At 37.4% G+C, this 19,373-nt stretch carries 21 protein-coding genes and 1 pseudogene; 8 read left to right on the top strand and 14 right to left on the bottom strand.

The features are described from left to right. Positions 1–134: 134 nt before the first annotated feature. Positions 135–1,526, top strand: a pseudogene (locus tag CYTFE_RS32125) (IS701 family transposase). 277 nt (positions 1,527–1,803) lie between these two features. Here the strand turns inward: CYTFE_RS32125 and CYTFE_RS31775 are convergent. Further along, positions 1,804–2,022 carry a DUF4248 domain-containing protein gene (locus tag CYTFE_RS31775; protein ID WP_152541950.1) on the bottom strand — a complete coding sequence of 73 codons (219 nt, stop codon included), beginning with the start codon at positions 2,020–2,022 and terminating at the stop codon, positions 1,804–1,806. 50 nt (positions 2,023–2,072) lie between these two features. On the opposite strand from CYTFE_RS31775, the gene tnpA reads away from it, so the two are divergent. The 5 genes from tnpA to CYTFE_RS24575 all read left to right on the top strand — a co-directional run bounded on the left by tnpA (position 2,073) and on the right by CYTFE_RS24575 (position 5,478). Beyond that, positions 2,073–2,417, top strand: a complete 345-nt coding sequence (gene tnpA / locus CYTFE_RS0102040; RefSeq protein WP_044262493.1) for an IS66 family insertion sequence element accessory protein TnpA — start codon at positions 2,073–2,075, stop codon at positions 2,415–2,417. Between the two features lie 5 nt (positions 2,418–2,422). Next, positions 2,423–2,758, top strand: a complete 336-nt coding sequence (gene tnpB / locus CYTFE_RS0102035; RefSeq protein ID WP_027470440.1) for an IS66 family insertion sequence element accessory protein TnpB — start codon at positions 2,423–2,425, stop codon at positions 2,756–2,758. Positions 2,759–2,771: 13 nt separating this feature from the next. After that, a complete protein-coding gene (gene tnpC, locus CYTFE_RS24580) occupies positions 2,772–3,980 on the top strand; it encodes an IS66 family transposase (RefSeq protein WP_154665604.1) in 1,209 nt (402 codons plus the stop codon). 187 nt (positions 3,981–4,167) lie between these two features. Further along, positions 4,168–4,701: a hypothetical protein gene (locus tag CYTFE_RS0102025; protein WP_027470439.1), complete on the top strand. Its 534-nt coding sequence runs from the start codon at positions 4,168–4,170 to the stop codon at positions 4,699–4,701. Positions 4,702–4,992: 291 nt separating this feature from the next. Further along, positions 4,993–5,478 (top strand): CHC2 zinc finger domain-containing protein, encoded by a 486-nt coding sequence (locus CYTFE_RS24575; RefSeq protein WP_027470438.1) that lies wholly within the window; start codon positions 4,993–4,995, stop codon positions 5,476–5,478. A gap of 5 nt (positions 5,479–5,483) precedes the next feature. Here CYTFE_RS24575 and CYTFE_RS0102015 read toward each other — a convergent pair whose 3' ends face one another. The 8 genes from CYTFE_RS0102015 to CYTFE_RS0101975 all read right to left on the bottom strand — a co-directional run bounded on the left by CYTFE_RS0102015 (position 5,484) and on the right by CYTFE_RS0101975 (position 11,652). Beyond that, positions 5,484–6,791: an IS701 family transposase gene (locus tag CYTFE_RS0102015; RefSeq protein WP_027470370.1), complete on the bottom strand. Its 1,308-nt coding sequence runs from the start codon at positions 6,789–6,791 to the stop codon at positions 5,484–5,486. A 764-nt stretch (positions 6,792–7,555) separates the two neighbouring features. Further along, complete coding sequence (locus CYTFE_RS28260) at positions 7,556–7,879, bottom strand: hypothetical protein (protein ID WP_027470437.1); 324 nt, start codon at positions 7,877–7,879, stop codon at positions 7,556–7,558. 96 nt (positions 7,880–7,975) lie between these two features. Further along, a complete protein-coding gene (locus tag CYTFE_RS28255; RefSeq protein ID WP_027470436.1) occupies positions 7,976–8,221 on the bottom strand; it encodes a hypothetical protein in 246 nt (81 codons plus the stop codon). A 5-nt stretch (positions 8,222–8,226) separates the two neighbouring features. After that, complete coding sequence (locus tag CYTFE_RS28250; RefSeq protein ID WP_027470435.1) at positions 8,227–8,547, bottom strand: exonuclease SbcCD subunit D C-terminal domain-containing protein; 321 nt, start codon at positions 8,545–8,547, stop codon at positions 8,227–8,229. A gap of 46 nt (positions 8,548–8,593) precedes the next feature. Further along, a complete protein-coding gene (locus CYTFE_RS28245) occupies positions 8,594–9,154 on the bottom strand; it encodes an IS1634 family transposase (RefSeq protein WP_456153871.1) in 561 nt (186 codons plus the stop codon). Positions 9,155–10,171: 1,017 nt separating this feature from the next. Next, positions 10,172–11,119, bottom strand: a complete 948-nt coding sequence (locus CYTFE_RS0101985) for a HipA domain-containing protein (protein WP_027470433.1) — start codon at positions 11,117–11,119, stop codon at positions 10,172–10,174. Further along, positions 11,112–11,447: a HipA N-terminal domain-containing protein gene (locus CYTFE_RS0101980; protein WP_027470432.1), complete on the bottom strand. Its 336-nt coding sequence runs from the start codon at positions 11,445–11,447 to the stop codon at positions 11,112–11,114. The genes CYTFE_RS0101985 and CYTFE_RS0101980 overlap by 8 nt, the downstream gene beginning before the upstream one ends. Then, positions 11,440–11,652: a helix-turn-helix transcriptional regulator gene (locus tag CYTFE_RS0101975; RefSeq protein WP_027470431.1), complete on the bottom strand. Its 213-nt coding sequence runs from the start codon at positions 11,650–11,652 to the stop codon at positions 11,440–11,442. Before CYTFE_RS0101975 ends, CYTFE_RS0101980 begins: the two co-directional genes overlap by 8 nt. 814 nt (positions 11,653–12,466) lie before the next feature. On the opposite strand from CYTFE_RS0101975, the gene CYTFE_RS24565 reads away from it, so the two are divergent. After that, positions 12,467–12,811, top strand: a complete 345-nt coding sequence (locus CYTFE_RS24565) for an RNA-dependent RNA polymerase family protein (protein ID WP_027470430.1) — start codon at positions 12,467–12,469, stop codon at positions 12,809–12,811. Positions 12,812–12,859: 48 nt separating this feature from the next. Here the strand turns inward: CYTFE_RS24565 and CYTFE_RS30570 are convergent, their stop codons facing one another. After that, on the bottom strand, positions 12,860–13,057 hold the full coding sequence (locus CYTFE_RS30570; RefSeq protein ID WP_027470429.1) for a hypothetical protein: 198 nt from the start codon (positions 13,055–13,057) through the stop codon (positions 12,860–12,862). Positions 13,058–13,526: 469 nt separating this feature from the next. Between CYTFE_RS30570 and CYTFE_RS24555 the strand changes: the two genes are divergently transcribed. Further along, entirely contained in the window at positions 13,527–13,739 is a 213-nt protein-coding gene (locus CYTFE_RS24555) for a hypothetical protein (RefSeq protein WP_152541922.1), read from the top strand. A gap of 356 nt (positions 13,740–14,095) precedes the next feature. Here CYTFE_RS24555 and CYTFE_RS0101955 read toward each other — a convergent pair whose 3' ends face one another. From CYTFE_RS0101955 to CYTFE_RS28235, 4 genes are all read right to left on the bottom strand, one after another. Continuing rightward, complete coding sequence (locus CYTFE_RS0101955) at positions 14,096–15,319, bottom strand: IS256 family transposase (RefSeq protein ID WP_027470428.1); 1,224 nt, start codon at positions 15,317–15,319, stop codon at positions 14,096–14,098. 58 nt (positions 15,320–15,377) lie between these two features. Then, the gene (locus CYTFE_RS28240; protein WP_052342932.1) at positions 15,378–16,511 is read right to left on the bottom strand and encodes a hypothetical protein; all 1,134 of its coding nucleotides are present in this window, start codon (positions 16,509–16,511) and stop codon (positions 15,378–15,380) included. Positions 16,512–16,689: 178 nt separating this feature from the next. Further along, positions 16,690–16,854 (bottom strand): carboxymuconolactone decarboxylase family protein, encoded by a 165-nt coding sequence (locus tag CYTFE_RS29770; protein WP_154665602.1) that lies wholly within the window; start codon positions 16,852–16,854, stop codon positions 16,690–16,692. A gap of 31 nt (positions 16,855–16,885) precedes the next feature. Next, on the bottom strand, positions 16,886–19,198 hold the full coding sequence (locus tag CYTFE_RS28235) for an antibiotic biosynthesis monooxygenase (protein ID WP_052522363.1): 2,313 nt from the start codon (positions 19,196–19,198) through the stop codon (positions 16,886–16,888). Positions 19,199–19,373: the final 175 nt, after the last annotated feature.

Below are 19,373 nucleotides of genomic sequence, written 5' to 3'. Positions count from 1 at the left end.
AATGCATCGAGTATGTAATTCTACTTTAACAGATTAAAATGATCACTGAAAAAACGATAATTTAGTATTGTTTTTCTTTCGTAATAAACAGTAAATTAGTATATTGCAATTGAAACAAAGAACAAAACTCAAGTTTGCAATGGGTAACGGGCGAAAAACTTAAAAAAATATACGAATAATGGTAAAACACTGCTAGCGGTCAACAACCGACTTGAAGTGTATTTATCTGAATTTCAGCACCATTTTAAAAATAGAACAAAATCCAACTTCGACAAAGCTACTCAATACGTCGAAGGTCTAGCTTTAAGCGATTTGAAAAACATCGAACGCATCACTGAGACATTAAACGCAGACTACCATAAGATGCAGCATTTTATCACCGAATCCAATTGGGATGCAAGAGCTGTCATCGACCAAATAGCAAATCAGGTAGACCAATCACTCCCAAACCAAAAATTAAAAGGATTACTCATAGACGAAAGCGGATGGGTGAAAAAAGGTGACAAAAGCATTGGTGTTGATCACCAGTATTGCGGGAACGTTGGGAAGACTGCAAACTCGCAGGTTGCAGTTTTTGGTTGCTTGTGCACGGACAAATATGCAGCGTTGGTCGACACGAGACTGTACCTTCCAAGGTCATGGTGTACTAACAACGCCAGGTGTGAAACTGCTGGCATCCCCAAAGAGGACAGGGTTTTCAAGACAAAACCGGAGCTGGCTACAGATATTGTGAAGCACCAACTGGAAATGGGTATCGAGTTCGATTACGTTGGGGGGGATGGACTTTATGGCAATGACCTTGCGTTTACCCGTTCGGTTGAGGATATGGGTTTGGTGTACATGCTTGACATTCATAGCGATCAAAAAATCCACCTTGAAAAACCAGAACTACATATTCCAGAAGCGAAAGAGCAATCGTGGGCGCCCCCCCCAAAAGGCCGAAGGCAAGCACCCCATCGGTAAACGCTAACGAATATATAGAAACGCTTACAAACAAGGACTGGAAAAAGCTTGACATTCGTGATTCTGCCAAGGGAAAGCTGAAGGGATTGTTCCATTTTAAGACAGTTTACATTTGGGATAAGGTTCAGAACATTGTTGAGAAACGGTTGCTGGTCATTTCGAAAAGAAAGACAAAGCAGGGAGTAGAAATAAAATATTCGTTCACTAACGCAGAACTTGCTCAATACACGCATCAGGCGCTGGCATACATGCAGGCACAACGCTTTTTCATTGAGCATAGCTTCAAAGAGCAAAAACAGATAGTAGGCTTGGATCAGTTCCAAACCCGCAAATGGCTGTCATGGCATCACCAAGTAGCCCTCAACTTAATGGTGGGCAGCTTTATGCTGAAAGAAAAACTATTGAATCAAGACGAAGTCCCATTGTTGTCGGCAAGAGACATTATGGATTTTATGGTATACAAATTTTATCGTGAAATGACCGATGAACGGATGCTGGAAAAACTGCAGCAGCGACATGAAAAGCGACAGCGTGACATAGACCTCTGTTATTCAAAGCAATAAATCTGTTAAAGTAGAATTAAAAGCAAGTGAAATATACGCTGAATAAGGTCTATGTATACTCTAATAGCACACTCAAGCATAAAAAAGCACGCAAAAGCAGTTTGATTATTATCGTAATTATTGCTTTTGAACTTATTTTCCCGGGATTATTTTAAAGGGAATCGATATAAATAGTAAGATTCAAGGCGTAAGAAATTTTAAAGCCGGAGTTTACTTTTGTAAATGAGGATTTCAAAATTTTGCGACAACGATGAAGATTGCATTTATTGCGGTTCATCTATAACAATTCAAATTCTTTCTGACTTATACAAAAATATTCCAGGATAACTTCCAATTGTTTGTGCGTGTAATAATGTGCTCGTTTATTTCTGGTCAACAAATCGAGTCTGTTATTTAATTCTACTGATAGTTTTATTTCTTTTCTGAGTAACTGCATCGCAGCATTTATATTTGAACTTTGTGGGTATAGTTTAATCGTAAGTCTTCGGTCTTTCACATATTGCGACCTTCATACTAGAGCTGTTTCTTTGATAGCAAAAAATAAGAATGACATTAACTACATTTAAGCGTTTGTATAAGGATTACCAGGAATCAGGTTTGAACATAAAAGATTTTTGTACCAACCAAGATTTGGCTCCTTCCACTTTTTATTATTGGCGAAACAAATTGGAAGAGGCATTAGCACATGAGCCAGATAGCTTTGTTCCACTAGAATTTGACAGTAATCCGTTAACGACGAATAACCAATCGAGTCCATCTATCATCAAGAGTAAGCCTATTTTAAACAATGATGCTCCCATTGAATTTGTATTTCCCAATGGCACCAAGATGCTACTAAGGGATAATATAAACACGCAAGTATTAAAAACAATTGTTCACTTATTTGATTAAGTCTGATGTTTCATTTACACGATAAACTTAAATACTTTCTATATCCGACACCAGTGGATATGCGTAAAAGCTTTTACACACTCAGCGGCATTGTAAGCTCCTTGATGAAGCGTAATGTTCAGGACGGTGAAGTTTTTATATTTGTCAACCGTAGGCTGACCACCATGAAAATACTTCATCTAGAACACGGCGGGTTGGTAATATACCATAAGAAGCTCGATAGTGGTGTTTTCAAACTTCCTGCATTTGATGAAAGCCTCACATCTCACATTATAAGTTGGCACGATTTAATGTTGATTGTAAAGAATGTGAAGCCTAAAAAAAGGCTCTTAAAGAGGTGACAAAAAGAAGCAAATTAAAAAGCTGATCGACCAGCTTGCTTGGTTTCGCCATAAGTTTTTTGGCAATTCTAGTGAAAAGCATATTGCCGAAGATCCCGATCAACGAAAGATCGATTGGGACGGACTAGAGGTAGTCCCAGAAGAGAAAGCTATCATTGAAAAAGCTGAAAAAGAGCTTATCGAATATGAGTGCCGCAAGCCTGTAAAAAACAAGCAGAGGCCAGTTCGTCAACCACTTCCTGACCACCTAAGACGAGAGGTAGAAGTTATTGAACCGGAAGGTAAACAAGATAACTGGGTGCGTATTGGCGAAGAAGTAACAGAAATACTCGAACACAAGCCCGGAGAGGTATATGTACGTCGTATAGAACGTCCTAAATATGCAGTAAAGCAAGAATCAGTATCACCGGATATTGCTACAGATCAAAACACCGAAGAAGCATCAGCTATCCGTATTGGTTCAATGCCATTATTGCCTTTGCCACGCAGCAATGCAGGGCCTTCTTTATTGAGCGAGCTGATGATGAATAAATATTATTTCCACCAGCCTTTTAATCGTCAAATGGCCATGTTCAAAATGGTAGGTATAAAATTACCCGCATCCACCATTAATGGTTGGTTTCAAGGAAGCTGTGATTTACTAAGAGCTCTTTATGCACGTTTAAAAGAAATTGTTCTAAAATCTGATTATATTCAGGTTGACGAAAGTACCATTCCGGTTATTAGCAACGAAAAGCACAAAGCACAAAAGGCTTATCTGTGGATGGTTCGATCAGTAATGAATAACTTGGTTTTCTTTCACTACGACAAAGGCTCCCGAGCACAAAAAGTGATACTTCCTTTATTAAAGGATTTTCAGGGAGCTATTCAAACCGATGGATATCAGGCATATTCAATCTATGAGCAAAAGAAAGGCGTTTTGCTTCTGGGTTGTTGGGCTCATGCGCGCAGGAAATTCTCCGAAAGTCTAAAAGAAGACAAAACGGGGGCTGAATACGCATTGTTTTGTGGCAACCATGATGCCGCAGAAAATGCAGCAATTATGTACTCACTACTGGGATGCTGCAAAGCCAGTGATGTAAATCTTCGCGAATGGCTTACGGATGTATTTTCTAAGATTGCGTTATACAACAGCAATTATGATTTAGACTTGGCTGATCTTTTGGCGCACAATTGGAAAAAGTCTAATAGTTGTCAGAATATTCCAAAAAACACCCACTAATTTCGATTAATTCCAAAAGATTCCAGTAAAACTTAGAGAATTCCAACGCTCCAATCGACATCCGGATTGGAGCATTTTTTTACTTTGCAATATGTAGCAGACCGCATATTTACGTTTTAATTTCGAAGAACTTTTCCCAATTATCACACTGGGGTTCCGAAATATTAATAGGAAGAATCGTGATGAGATGGAATTGTCGCTCGAAGATTCACCTACTATAATCATTACTACGAATAATATTTTGAGAGGAGGAAGTGGTTCTTTTGCTAGGCGACAATATCAAGTTGAAGTTGCACAGTATTTTAATAAAAACCACACGCCAATCGACGAATATGAAAATCCTTTTTTTAATGGATGGGACAAGGAAGAGTGGCAACGGTTTGATGCCTTTATGCTAATCTGCGCTCAAATGTTTTTAAAAGAAGGAGTCACTAATTGTGATGAAGCCAATTCTCAGATGAAGCAACTCATTAGAAATACAAATCAGTCTTTTTCGGAATGGATGGAGGATAATCTTGATTTAATGATAGTACCATTAGGCGTTGGCACTATTGAAATGCGAGATCGTTTTTTAAACGATACAAACCAAAAGAGCTCTGCAATATCAGATCGGAAGTTTAAGGATTATGTCAAGAACTATTGTGATATTTTCCCTTATCGATTTGAAAATCTAAATGGTCGTCCGAGAGGGTTTAGACTTATTGAAGATAAAACGAGATAGTTTTTTTTCTGATTCCACCCGGCAAAGTGGTTAATGGCGTCATTATCAACTAACAAAATTGGTTGTTTAGCTGGTCTAAGAAGTTATATAAAGCGGTTTTCTTGTATGTTAAACCACATTAATAAAAACTCTGTACCACTTTTATTACCTGTTTATCGTACAGAATTAGAGTGTAATAACCACTTTACCGGATTGTTTTGAAAAAAACACCATGTCAAATAAACTACAAACAAGAATTATGAATTATATAGTCTTTGCAAGAAAACTCCAAATACTGCGTTATTCTCATTTTTGAAACAGTCATTTACAATCAGTAAACTCCTTGGTTTCAAAAAAATCGAAAGCCTTGTCTTTGAAGCTTTCTTATCAAAGACTGAAAAAACAGTCCTTTTCTTGCAGCCACTATATAGAAGCAAGAAATATAGATATCGTGAATTTTCTATCAAAAAAGGAATACAGCCAACGGTAATAAAAGGGTGCCAATACTCTTTTAAATCTCCGTTTAGAGATGAATCAAAGCCTTCATTTTCTGTAAATGCAAACAAAAATCTATGGTATGACTTTGGTGTTGGTGAAGGAGGTGATATAATATCCCTTGTTCGAAAGATGCATAATGTTGACTTCCGTGAGGCTTTGCGAATTTTAGGAGGTAATCAATATGTTGCTTTTGAACCAAAACTGGCTATACCTCAAAAAAAGCTGAAGAGATTTGAAATAAAGAAAGCCCTTGATGAAATTGAAAGCATCTATTTGATTTCATATTTACTTCTACTTTAACAGATTTATTGCTTTGAATAACAGAGGTCTATGTCACGCTGTCGCTTTTCATGTCGCTGCTGCAGTTTTTCCAGCATCCGTTCATCGGTCATTTCACGATAAAATTTGTATACCATAAAATCCATAATGTCTCTTGCCGACAACAATGGGACTTCGTCTTGATTCAATAGTTTTTCTTTCAGCATAAAGCTGCCCACCATTAAGTTGAGGGCTACTTGGTGATGCCATGACAGCCATTTGCGGGTTTGGAACTGATCCAAGCCTACTATCTGTTTTTGCTCTTTGAAGCTATGCTCAATGAAAAAGCGTTGTGCCTGCATGTATGCCAGCGCCTGATGCGTGTATTGAGCAAGTTCTGCGTTAGTGAACGAATATTTTATTTCTACTCCCTGCTTTGTCTTTCTTTTCGAAATGACCAGCAACCGTTTCTCAACAATGTTCTGAACCTTATCCCAAATGTAAACTGTCTTAAAATGGAACAATCCCTTCAGCTTTCCCTTGGCAGAATCACGAATGTCAAGCTTTTTCCAGTCCTTGTTTGTAAGCGTTTCTATATATTCGTTAGCGTTTACCGATGGGGTGCTTGCCTTCGGCCTTTTGGGTGGGCGCCCACGATTGCTCTTTCGCTCTGGAATATGTAGTTCTGGTTTTTCAAGGTGGATTTTTTGATCGCTATGAATGTCAAGCATGTACACCAAACCCATATCCTCAACCGAACGGGTAAACGCAAGGTCATTGCCATAAAGTCCATCCCCCCCAACGTAATCGAACTCGATACCCATTTCCAGTTGGTGCTTCACAATATCTGTAGCCAGCTCCGGTTTTGTCTTGAAAACCCTGTCCTCTTTGGGGATGCCAGCAGTTTCACACCTGGCGTTGTTAGTACACCATGACCTTGGAAGGTACAGTCTCGTGTCGACCAACGCTGCATATTTGTCCGTGCACAAGCAACCAAAAACTGCAACCTGCGAGTTTGCAGTCTTCCCAACGTTCCCGCAATACTGGTGATCAACACCAATGCTTTTGTCACCTTTTTTCACCCATCCGCTTTCGTCTATGAGTAATCCTTTTAATTTTTGGTTTGGGAGTGATTGGTCTACCTGATTTGCTATTTGGTCGATGACAGCTCTTGCATCCCAATTGGATTCGGTGATAAAATGCTGCATCTTATGGTAGTCTGCGTTTAATGTCTCAGTGATGCGTTCGATGTTTTTCAAATCGCTTAAAGCTAGACCTTCGACGTATTGAGTAGCTTTGTCGAAGTTGGATTTTGTTCTATTTTTAAAATGGTGCTGAAATTCAGATAAATACACTTCAAGTCGGTTGTTGACCGCTAGCAGTGTTTTACCATTATTCGTATATTTTTTTAAGTTTTTCGCCCGTTACCCATTGCAAACTTGAGTTTTGTTCTTTGTTTCAATTGCAATATACTAATTTACTGTTTATTACGAAAGAAAAACAATACTAAATTATCGTTTTTTCAGTGATCATTTTAATCTGTTAAAGTAGAATTAAAAGCTTCTCTCATTTTGTAGGGTATATTTTGATTGCTTTTAAAATGCTTTCAAAATTTAAGAGGGTGCTTTTTGAATGCTTTGCTGAATATTGAGACTACAATACTCAAATCACCATCCATATGAAAATAATAAGTGTAGAGCTTACGTAAAAGTGCTTGAAATTAGCAAGTATATTTTATGTGCTTTTATGATGATTTGTAGAGTTTATGGAGCTAAAAACTCAAGAAAGTTCAATTTGACCAATATTGGCATAGCTCTGTCCAATATTGGCCTAGTAGCAAGCAGTTCAATTTGAGATTATTTTCATGATTTTTGCTGCGCTCGGCATAATTCAAGTAAACTTGACCCTGCCCTCACTTATCGCAAAAATTTATAATATAATTTTACACCCAACAAAATGAAGTAGAATAATATTAAGCGCAATACGATGATATTACCCCTAACAATATTAAAACAAGACTTAGCCGCGAAACTTTACCCTCAAAGTTCAAATGTAACTTCAGCCATGCAATTACTGCGGAAAGAAATTAAAGTATCAAATGAATTAACCCACATTGCAGCTAAATTGGCGGAGATTCTTGTTTTGTAGCCACTTGCGATTTTTTTATTTTCATTTTGTGTACTACAGATTTTTTTCGGGTAAAGGGAGCATATTTGTATTTCAGAGCATCATATAATTGTTTTACTTTTTCGTTAGGCTCAGAGCAACGTCTTATTGAAATAGTTTGATCCTCTACGTTTTGAGCAGTTGTTGTAACCGCCTTTTGTGTATTCATTATGCGGACGATTTCTTTCCATCCATGGTTTATCCCTTTACTTTTTAGTTGATACCTGATTGTATTCACTACCCAATATGCCAACAACCCAAGGTGCAGATGAGCCATTGTACTTGAATCGGTTTTGTGATAAGTTGGGCGTAAATCAAGATCGGTTTTAAAACTCGAAAAGAAGCTTCAATCTCCCGGATGGTATTGTAAAAACTACCATAAAACATCTTCATCATAGTTTTCAAGTGAAGTGCGCAGAAAATATATTCCACTACGAGCATTGATTTCAATGTTTTCTTTTACAGACCATTCTATTGACGAGGCAAGTGGATGCTTTTGTGTCTTCTTGCCCCTTGTACCTTTTTCTTCCGCAAGGGCATTGACTTCAATATTATAATATCTTTGTATCGATGGGTATTTCTGCTTTAACCGACCTATGCGTTCATGAACTTTATCCAAGCGTTTTACGCCTCCTTTTTGCTCAGGCTTTCGTTAATTTTTCGAAGTCCTTCTTCGAACCTAGCTTGGAACTGCTCGTTCATCGAACGCTCCTTCAGCTTTTTTGCTTCGCTTTTTACTTTGAGGTAATAATCATTGTTTCTTTCTGATTTAACCCGGCACAATTCAATTTTACGTTTTTTATTATCGTAAACTGATACCGTTTTTGCATTTGCATCAATAGTGTATTTAGTAAGGTGTACACGGCTTACGCACAAATAATCATATCCTTTTGAGGCAATCATTTTCAGGTTGTCATCCGTGGCTATCCCCGCATCGATTACCACCAATGCTTTTTTGATGATGTGGATGTTTTTACCCGAAGATTGTTGATCATGCCTTCAAGTGTTTTGAATCGGCCATATTACCTTCAAGTATGGATGAATATTTTATAAATCCTTCTACATTTATCACCAAGGCAAGCACCACCAACTTTGCATCGCTCCGTTTCTCCTTGCTCCGGCCAAATTTCGCTATACTGCTGTGTTCTTTTCGTCCTTCAAAATAAGTATTGGTAAGATCGTACAATACGATTTTGTCCTTAATGTCGAATAGTTCGTTGGTTCTGACAGAAAGGTGGTTTTCCAAAGCTTCTTTTACTTCATATAATTTATTGGAAATCCGATACAGCTTATCTTTAGTAACTTTTCCTATGTCGGTTCCCGTAATTTCGCATACCGATGAGTTTTCTTTTATCCATTTACTTGTTTTAAGTTCGGATGCAGGATATACGGCTCGGCTAATAAGATGTGTTTTTGCCAGATTTATATCGTGGTCGCTCCATCCTTGTTTTTCAAGAAAGCCTCCAAACTGGAGTTGTTCCAATGCCTGGTGGCACATCCACTCTGAACCAATTTCGCGGACATCTTTATTTTTGATGCTATTGACATCAATATTTTGAATATCCTTGCCTTTGTTTGCCTGTTGTTTTTGTTTGTTTTTGAAACAATGTCAATTTTTTTCTTAGCTACCAGAATATCGTAAAACTCATCAACATACTTATTTACGAGGCTATCGTCACTTTCTTGATAAGTGAACAAAGGGTTATTGCAGTTTTTCGGCCTTTTTCTGTGATAAGCTTTTTGTATTATAACTAATTGATCTGCATTCAAATCATCTAAGTATCCGGCATTGACCATGGTGCGGTGGCATACCCTACCGTCTTCGTTGCGGTAGCTCTCAACCAATCGATAATAACCAGAGTAAACTCCAGTTTCTGGATTTTTTGCGCATGGATACTTTGAAATACATGCCCCAAAGAAACTATCTAATTTATTCAAAATCAATACCCCCCTGTGTACTACAAATGGATTTTTGAAAAAGCTACAACTGATAACCAGCTACTTGCAAAATTAAACTGCCCTAAAACGACCGATTTTGCCTGAAAAAAAGCTGAAATTCGTTAAAAACGCTCAAAATGGGTTAAGTACTAAGCTTGATAATTTGACACGTAATAAACGAGCACATTATTTCACCCACAAAGAATTAGAGGCTATTCTTGAACATTTCTGTATTAATGAGGATGAGTTTGAGGGACTTTAATTTCATTTACAATACTCGAACGGGTATAATTATAAACTATATTGGCCTATTTATACCCAATAGGGTATAATCCATGCATCTCATATACACTACACATTTTAGGAGAAACCATAATTAATTACCGCAAAACAAAAATCCTGTAGCATTTTTAGTATATTCCTATGTATCAAATTTAGTATATAGCGATGTGGAAGTTTTAGTATATAGTGACATATAACTATATTTCAAAGTGATACAAAACAACTCATTTCCTAAAAACAGCTTCCTTTAAAGTTGTTAACATGATTTTGTAACCACTTTTCATAAAAACATCTAAATAATAATTGTTTTTCATGAAAAGTAATTGTTTTTCATTGTCTAGAAATAATACTATGCAAAAAGCCTGCTAGCTCTCACTTGAATTAACTCTCTATATTCTAATTTCTTATCTTCAGGCAAGAAGGAATTATTTATAAAATCTAGAACGGTTGGCATCGCTTTCTTAAATCGCTTAAATATATTATCAACCTGTTTTTGGTTTAGCTTTAGGCTCTTTGCTAGTTGTTGAAAATCACCAATTCTAAACTTCCGTTTTCTACCATTCATAGTTAGGGCTAACTCCTCCGGATCGTCTTTTTCTGGAATGACTAACCTTGTTGATAATAGGTCGTAAGCCGGAGCCAGTTGTGTTAATCCATTATCTAGATCAATCATCGAAAAGTTCTTCAAGTGCATATCTGCATTTCCCGTTAGGAATGAAAATAAAGCTACTTCAAAAAATACTTGAGCGTCGAATAATGGGTTGGATGAATATTGCATAATCACTTTACCAACTTGTTCCATGGAACCTTTATACTTATCCTCTGTCAAGCGTTCACTTAATTGGCATAAATCTTCCATGGGTAATTTTGCTCCCTTTACTCTATCTATTCTTTTTGTGATATACGCAAGTTCTCCTGACTTTAATCTTATTAGTGAATGGGGTACAGTTTTAATCTTAAAAAGACTGGCCAAATGCATGGTTAAATCCTCATTCTCGGGTAGATTAGCAAATTGAGTCGTCGGAGGCTTCAGAATATAATTTCCCCATACACCTACCAAAGTCAATCTGCTCTCTTGCCCTCTTTTAGGCTCGAAATGAAAAGCTAACTTAGCTTGAACTCCAGGAACAGTAACATGGCTTTGAACTACCTTTCTTGCCAATTCATGCATCTGATCCAAAGAATAATCCAATATAGGAGCTTCCTTAGTTCCGAATATCTTTCTTGAACATTTTGAATGAAAGTCCTTATCTCCTTCACCTAAAGGCTGATAGCAATATAAACAATTATTATTCATGATTATTTGCTTTAAATGGAAGAATAGAAACTGCTCCAATACAATCTTTACAACAAGCTAAAAGTAACCCCATTCGGTCATTAGTCTTTAACTTCCAATTGTCTACAGCTACATCTAATAACCAACCTTCAGGAATTAATCCATCAAAAAAAGGGAACATCGTATTTGAAGTATATACCTTATTATTAACGGGCAATGTTTTACTGATGGGCTGACAATCTTCCATTGCCAAGTATTCTTTCGTATACGTAAATCGATAACCTGTTTCTGTTTCTTCTATGCTTCCTGCCAAATAGTCTTTAAAAAACACCTGTCCTTTTCTATTCATCTTCAATCATTTTTAATTCTACAGGTGCCAATGCGTGACCGAATAGAGCCAACACTTCATTAACTTTATCCATACGTAAAGATTCTTTACCTTGTTCCATATCTCGAACAAAACGCAAACCAACACCAGCTCGCTCTGCTAAATCTTGTTGTGTTAAACCAAGCTGTTTTCTTCGGTGCTTCACAAATTGAATAAGATCCTTCATTTCTATACCATTTAGGGTATAAATATAGTAATTATTCTAATATTATACCCGATATGATATAATTTTTACAAATAAGCATTTTTATACCCTATGAGGTATAATTATTTTGTAGTATAGAATTATTTGTCCAGTTTATTAGTTAAAAAACTGGACTTTTTATTGGATTAGTTTCTCATCTTCCAAGTCAACTTTTCTGATCAAAATTCTTGATACAAAAAACCTCTTTTAGGTTCGGTTCCTTTTTGCTCCTTTTGGAAGGAAATGAGTTCATTAAAACGCATTTGAAACGGGCATTTTTTAGCCAATTTTGGTGGACTTACAGAGGACTTTAAAAATTGAATTCGTAAAATATTGAGAATAGGGCACTTAAAGTAAATTTTCAGTTCCCTCTCTCTCCGCTGATTAAAATATCAATGAAAGACAGAAAAAAAGACAAGCTCTACAATATCAACAGATTGTAGGACTATTTTTATGCCTTTTTGTTTTGTAAGTCTTTATTAGTCCCGGAGCCAGCGTTGGCGAGAGACCGGAGCACGCACAAAAGTTGGGTCTGTTAAATATAAACGGATAAAATAAATTGTGAAAGAAGAATTATCATCGGAGCTTTAGGAAGGGGGTCAACATGGTCCAGCATAACCAGGCGGAGGTAAAAGGATTCAAGCCTTTCTAGCTCCAAAGAAGCGTAACAGGGAACAAGGAAATACCTAAAGGAGGCGGTAAATACCGTTTACTTGACCTGAAAGAATTCTTTGACAAAGTAGATCATTCCACACTGTTGCAGTTGTTGTACCGCAAAATTAAATGTAAATAAACCATGTGTTTAATTCGTCGTTGGCTGCGAGCTCCGCTCGAACAAGACGGCATACTAATTAAACGCAGGATGGGTGTTCCACAAGGCAGCCCAATTAGTCCATTACTCTCGAATATTATTCTTCATGAATTAGATTCTGAGATGGAAAAGTTAAAACTCCCTATTAACAAAGAGAAAAATGGTATCAGACGACCTGTGAACTTTCAGATACTGGGCTTGGGCTTTGTGCCTATTTACCGCAAAGGCAGTAAGGATAAATACCAATTAATTGTAACAAAGAAACGATGGCAAAGCTTTAGAGCAAAACTCAAGGAGGAAACCAGAAAGATCAATCCAAAGTTGAATTAATCAGGTTAAATAAGCTGACAATTAAAAAATATTTAAATAGTTTCATGATTAAGAATTTATAAGTGTATTTATTTGTGAAATTGTGAATGACTTTCTATTTTCATCACCTGCCAGGTAATCCATAAAATTCTCTAAAGTCTCGCCCTTCTCTAAAGGATCAACGATTGCAGAAATAGCCTTTGGTGCAACATTCGTAATTTTGTTTGTAATATTGAGTGTTTTCTCAGCAGCTATTTTAGACTCCATATCCAATAAACACAAGTTTGTGAATGTAATGATAAAATGTTGATCAGAGTAATTAGCGAAATCCCGCTCTGTCTTGGTTATACTTGGTGATATCCGGGCATGAATAAAATTCTCCACTACATTACGTGTGTAATTGGTGATACTACATGCCTCCATGTAGTGACAGACCCCGCTTCTCCACATTGACTTGTACCGCACTATCCTGTGCCTGATGTAACAGTTGCGCTCAAAATAGCGCACACAATACACTATTATTTCATTGATTGTCTGGTTTTTACCATTCTTATTGCTTATTAGTTCGTGGCAACATTACCACTAAGGGTAATAAGCAATAATTTAATGGAAAGCGTTTATAAAAAGCTCATGCTGAATATCAGATGTTTATAGAATATATTGGGATGCACTTTGCATAAACGTATACTCTTGATAAAACATACTATGTAAAGCTTTGCATAATATGTTTAAAGCTATGAAATCTAGCGGATTCAATCTAGAAGATACTCACCTAACAGATTTAGAACGAATTTCTAAGCTCTTAGCTGCACTAGCTATTGCTTTTGTTTGGGCTTACCTTGCTGGAATTGATAAACATGAAAATATTAAGCCTATCAGGATAAAAAGCATGAAAGAAGAGCATATAGTTTCTTTAAATATGGATTTATTAGAATTGAATGCGCTTTAAATAACCCCACAAATAATAAGGACTTAGAAGAATATATAAAACTTTTGTCATGTACTTAGAATTAATTGTTTCATATTGCTTATACTCACACAACCTTTCCTTCAGAGAGAAGCACTTCATAGTAAAAGGTCAAATGAAAAGTGAAAGGCACTTTTTAGGGAATGTTAGCTGAACTCTGTCCTGTTGTTTTTTTACGATTTCAAATTAACTCATTATTTTTCTTTTAACCAATTTCTAAAAGCTTCATCGGGGAGCTTATGATTTTTGCCAAGGGCGGCTGAGGTACGAAGCCGTTTATATACCCTTGGCAGAACTCATAAGCGGACCTACCTTCGCTTTTATAATTTGGTGTGTGCTCACAGATTGATAACAAACCTCCCCTCAAACATGATACAAAGCTGCTGGGCTGTCAATGCCCAGTTCTGTATGGGTTGAGTCCACTTTTTCGATATGTTTTCGGTGGCCAGATAAATGAGTTTCATCAAAGCCATGTCGCTGGAAAACGCACCCTTGGTCTTGGTTACCTTGCGAACCTGCCTGTGGAAGCCTTCGACGGCGTTTGTGGTATAAATCAGCTTCCTAATGGGGGCGTCATATTTAAAGTAAGCGGACAGCTCCTCCCAGTTGTCGTTCCACGAGCGCAGCACCACGGGGTACTTTTTGCCCCACGTTACTTCTAGGTTAATCAGCTCGCTCTCGGCTTGTGACTTGGTTGGGGCTTGGTACACTTTTTTCAAGTCCTTCATAAATTCTTTCTGGTCTTTGGAGACCACGTATTTGAGCGAATTCCGAATTTGGTGTATCACGCACTTTTGAATTTCTGTATCGGGGAATATGCTTAATATCGCCTGTGAAAAACCCGTCAGATTATCCGTACAGGCAATCAGGATATCCTTTACTCCGCGGCTCTTTAGGTCTGTCAATACCGACAGCCAGAAGTTAGCGCCCTCGCTTTCGGAAATGTACATCCCTATGAGTTCCTTCCTGCCGCTTTTGTTGATAGCCAAAATATTGTATACGGCGCGCGATACTACCCTTCCCCCGTCCCTTACCTTGTAGTGCATAGCATCCATCCAAACAATGGGGTAAACATCGTCTAGGGGTCGGTTCTGCCACTCCTTGACCTGTGGGATCACCCTGTCGGTAATGTTGCTCAAAACGGTTGGGGAAACCTCAACGTCGTACATGTCCCGGATATATGCTCCGATGTCACGTAGGCTCATACCCTTGCCGTAAAGGCTAATAATCTTGGGGGCAAGGCTGTCTGCCAAAACGGTCTGCCGCTTCTTTACTATTTCGGGCTCAAAATCCCCGTGGCGGTCATAGGGCGGTTCAATGTCCACACTACCGCCTTCGGATCTAACCGTTTTGTTACCCTTGCCGTTGCGCTTATTGCCCTGGGAGCGCCGCTCGGAGGTCAAATGCTCGTCCATCTCGGCCTCCAAAGCGCTCTCCAAAAACTCCTTTATAATGGGTGCAAAAACTCCACCCTTACCCGTCAGGGATTTACCGCTCTTTAACTGTTCGAGTGCCATATCACGCATAGCGATATACTCGGGGTTCAATTCTTTTTTTTCCATAATCCTCAAAAATATAATTTTTAAATTATGGACAGAGTTGAGTTTACAGTCTCACTTTTTACTTTGATATGAGTAATGCTTCTATTTTGGCTAAACGTTCTTCTAATGTCTCAACTGTATTTTTATGAACTTCCTTTAAATTCTTCACTTCCGCCTCCAACTTCTCCCGGTCAACAAACTCCGCCCTCCGTGCTTCTTCCAAACTTGTAACTTGTGACTTTAAACTTGATACTTTTTCCTCTTGCCTTTCCCCTTTTTCTTTGAGTTCTTGAACCTCCTTCTCCTTCTGAATAGTATATAACGTCAACTCCTCCACCTTCTGCAACAACAGCTTATTCATCTCGGCCAGGTTCACTCCATTTTCTTCCATGGCCGCAGCACTGGGGATATCGGGCAGGTGTTTGTTGGTTTGGATAAAGTATTCTACTTCTTGCAAGTCGCGTAATTCGTAGTCTTCTTCGAAGACCAAATCGGCAGTTTGGCCGTTGGTGGTGACGGTGATTTGATTGGAGGCTAGGGTGCCGTTAAAGGAGGCATTCGAGCAAGTAAACTCTTCTACTTTTAGTTCTTTGGCGCGGATGGTGCCGCAGACGTCGAGTTTATAGTCGGGGGTGGTGGTGCCGATGCCGACGTTGCCATCGTACCGTATCTTAAATCTTTGTTGACCATTTGTCTCAATAAAAAATGATTTATTATCACCCCAGGATCCTTCAGTAATGCTACCGAACCTGATAACTCTATCAAGCTTATTTGGATACGAATCCGAATCCTTATCTCTAAGTTCAATTGAAAGCTTTCGACCAATTGACTGGCTGATTACATTCGAACCTATCGTTAGAATTGATCTATCCTCCGCTTCAGCCCTTACTTCAAGTTTAGAGCTTGGTGTTGTTTTACCAATACCAACATTCCCATTGGTCAAAATACTCATCAATGGAATGTCACCATTAAGAACCCTATTAAAATCTAAACGATTGCTTCCATTAGCAGAAAAAATATTAAACCATGATCCACTACTAGGTGGACTAATTTGAAATTTCTCTGAATTGATTATTCCTCTAACATCCAATTCTACAGTTGGACTTAAAGTACCTATCCCGACACTCCCTGTCTTTCTAATTACATTAGTATCCTGCCCCAAAACCGACACACCAATCAGGCATATTAATATTAAACTTGATAGTTTTTTCATTGATAGTAGTCTTCATTAAATGTTTGTTTCAAATTGTTTTTTATTTCTCTGCTCTACCCCGCCAGTAGTTATTTATGAACAAGTATGTTGGACTAAATTTTCCGCTACTATACTTACTGAAAACGTTCATCCAACAACTTAAATTTATCTATCATCCAATATATTTGCATGTGTATTATTAATAGGGTTTACTAACCTTGCAATCAATACGAGGATGCGAAAGCGCTTTTACTACATTGGGTACAAAACCAAACTTTTCTTTTGCACCGTTTAGTATTGCCTGTACATCTTCCGGTAATTCGTTCAACTGTGGTACAGGGTACCTGCTAATTTTTTTTGTCATAATTGTAAATATTAATGTTATAATGTTTCTTTTAATGTTTGTCCCCTTGCGGTTCTTGAGTAAAAAACGATCGGGTTGTTGCTGGTAAATAACCCTCTTTATAATTAGGAAACGCTTCATACATAGCTTGGGTAAATTCTTCAGCAGTATGCGATATGGAAACTATTTTCTTCATCTCTTTTAAATAAGCTAGTTTTGTTTGCATATCTGCTTTGGTTTCTGGCTTATAATGTGAACTTAAATAATTAGTGTAGCCCTTCGCTAAATATTTTTTGAAATTTTTGATGCTGCTTTCAAGATGTTCGTGTCCCAAAATTTCGGAATGCGTATCATGACCCAAAATATGCACATATACCGCATTGATTTCAGGAATTTCAATATCGAAACCATCATACGATTTTGTGATTACCATTTTTATTCCTGCAACTTCAGTTTCACCCTCTTTCAGAACTACTGTTGGTTTATACATAGAAGTATCAACCTTATCTCCAAAAGCTTTAGGAATACCTGCTTTCATAACTGCTCCAAACCCACTCTTCCAATAATCCAGTACATGCTGTGTAAAATACACATCCATATCAGCCAATTCATTTGTATTGATAAAAGATGCACCAAGTGGATGATACGATGGAAATATAGCATCCACCTTTATCTTATTATCAGCCAGATAAACTCTTAGCTCATCAAAGTTATCCCAGAATGCAGGTGATTCAATCATCACAGCTTTTCCTTCTTTTTCAAGGATAAGCACATAGTCGTTCATCATATCATTAGTTTTGTAGGCATGTAGTTTTACCTCACCCAAATCAATAAGCTCAAAGCTTCCTTTCTTTTCCATTGTTTTATTTTCAGATTTCACAGTAAATGAATTCACCGTTCCTGTAAAATTTGGAACATAAATAGTATTTCCTTCAGCACATAAATCAGCAATTCCTCGTCCTAAAGTGCCCAACAACATACGCTCCTTGTCGGAAACGGCATAAAGCTCTCCTCCTGAATTATTGGTAACAATATATTTATCGCCAACCTTTGTCACGCCATCAAGTCCACCAAGATGAAAACCCGACTTAATGATTTCGACACTCTTATCAGCCATATTTACTTTATAAACCGAACCTGGTGTTTGTGGTGATGCGTCGGGATTTAACTTATCGCCTAAATCTGCAACTATCAAATTTCCATTGTCAACATACAATCCATTGGGATGAGAAAATTCGGCATTCTCAATCCAAACTTCTAACTTATTGTTTATGATAGTAAAAATACGTCCACTCATAAGGTCAGAAATAAAAACCTTGCCATTTTTACCAATAGCTACATCATTGAAACTTAAAGCTCCTACGAAAGATAAACTTCTTATAACCTGAGCCTTTTCTATGTCGATAATATGAACCTTATCCTGATCACCTACATAAAGTTTATCATCAAAAATGGCCAAACCGCAAGGCTGATTTAAACCACCAATCCAATTATAATCAACGACTTTCCCATTTTTAGAAATACGACTAATATAGCCGGGCGCTTCTCTGCTCACGATATTAGAAACATAAATCCAATCGCTGGTTGGATCGGCTACAATCGACTCAGGAAATTGAAAACCTTTAGCTTCCCACTTTTTAGTAATAGCTTCAGAAGTATTGGAAACAAGCTCGGTAACAAAATTCATGTATTGTCCCATCTCGCCAACCATGGCTTCGTTCATTAAGGCGCCGGTTTCTTCTGAGTAGGGCGTTTTTAAATGCACATCGAATAAAACCGATTTGTTTCTCCAGTTTTCGTACACCACAAAGGTATTTTCGTCGCCATCGATGGTATAAAACTCAAAAAGCAAATTGCCAGCTTCGGTGCGCGATTTTTCTACATGGGTTTGGAACCTTTTAATAATTTTGTCGCGATAACCATCTTTTATTTTGAAAATAAAGAACAAGGTTTCTTCCTGATCATCTGTATTTACTTGTTTAGTACCCCGAACCGTAACAGGTTGTGTAAGTCCTAACGTCATTATTTCTGGAAGTGTAAGCAAAGTTGCCTTCGCTACTTTTGCCATATTTTTAGAATGAGGAAGCGTTTTATGATACTCGTAAGCACCTCTGTTATCCCATCGCGAATACACATAAAATACATTGTCCTTATTATCATCAGCATAAAGCTTCATTTCAATATTACCAGCTTCTTTTCTAGATTCATATACACTATGTATACAAGCTTCCTTAAATCCAGAAATAAATTCGGGTTTTACAGTAAACTTCGCCAAAAGATTGAACATTTTGTTACTATTTACATCTTGTGCATTTGTTAACAGACTAACACAGCACAATAACATCGTTACTAATTTTCGCATCATTTTTGTAGATTTTATTAATACTATCAAAATTATAGTGACAAAAGTATGTATAGTTGATATAGTGCACAATAACGGTCATAAAGTATAGTATATATTACATCATTACAAACCCCCACCTACAAACTAACAATCAAACACTTATGCCTATTTATATTTTTACTATATTTTTTATATT

This window comes from Saccharicrinis fermentans DSM 9555 = JCM 21142 (assembly GCF_000517085.1).
In the GTDB taxonomy this organism is placed as follows: domain Bacteria; phylum Bacteroidota; class Bacteroidia; order Bacteroidales; family Marinilabiliaceae; genus Saccharicrinis; species Saccharicrinis fermentans.
Note: the sequence above shows the minus strand (reverse complement) of the source record. Positions and strands in the feature narration are given on the sequence as shown.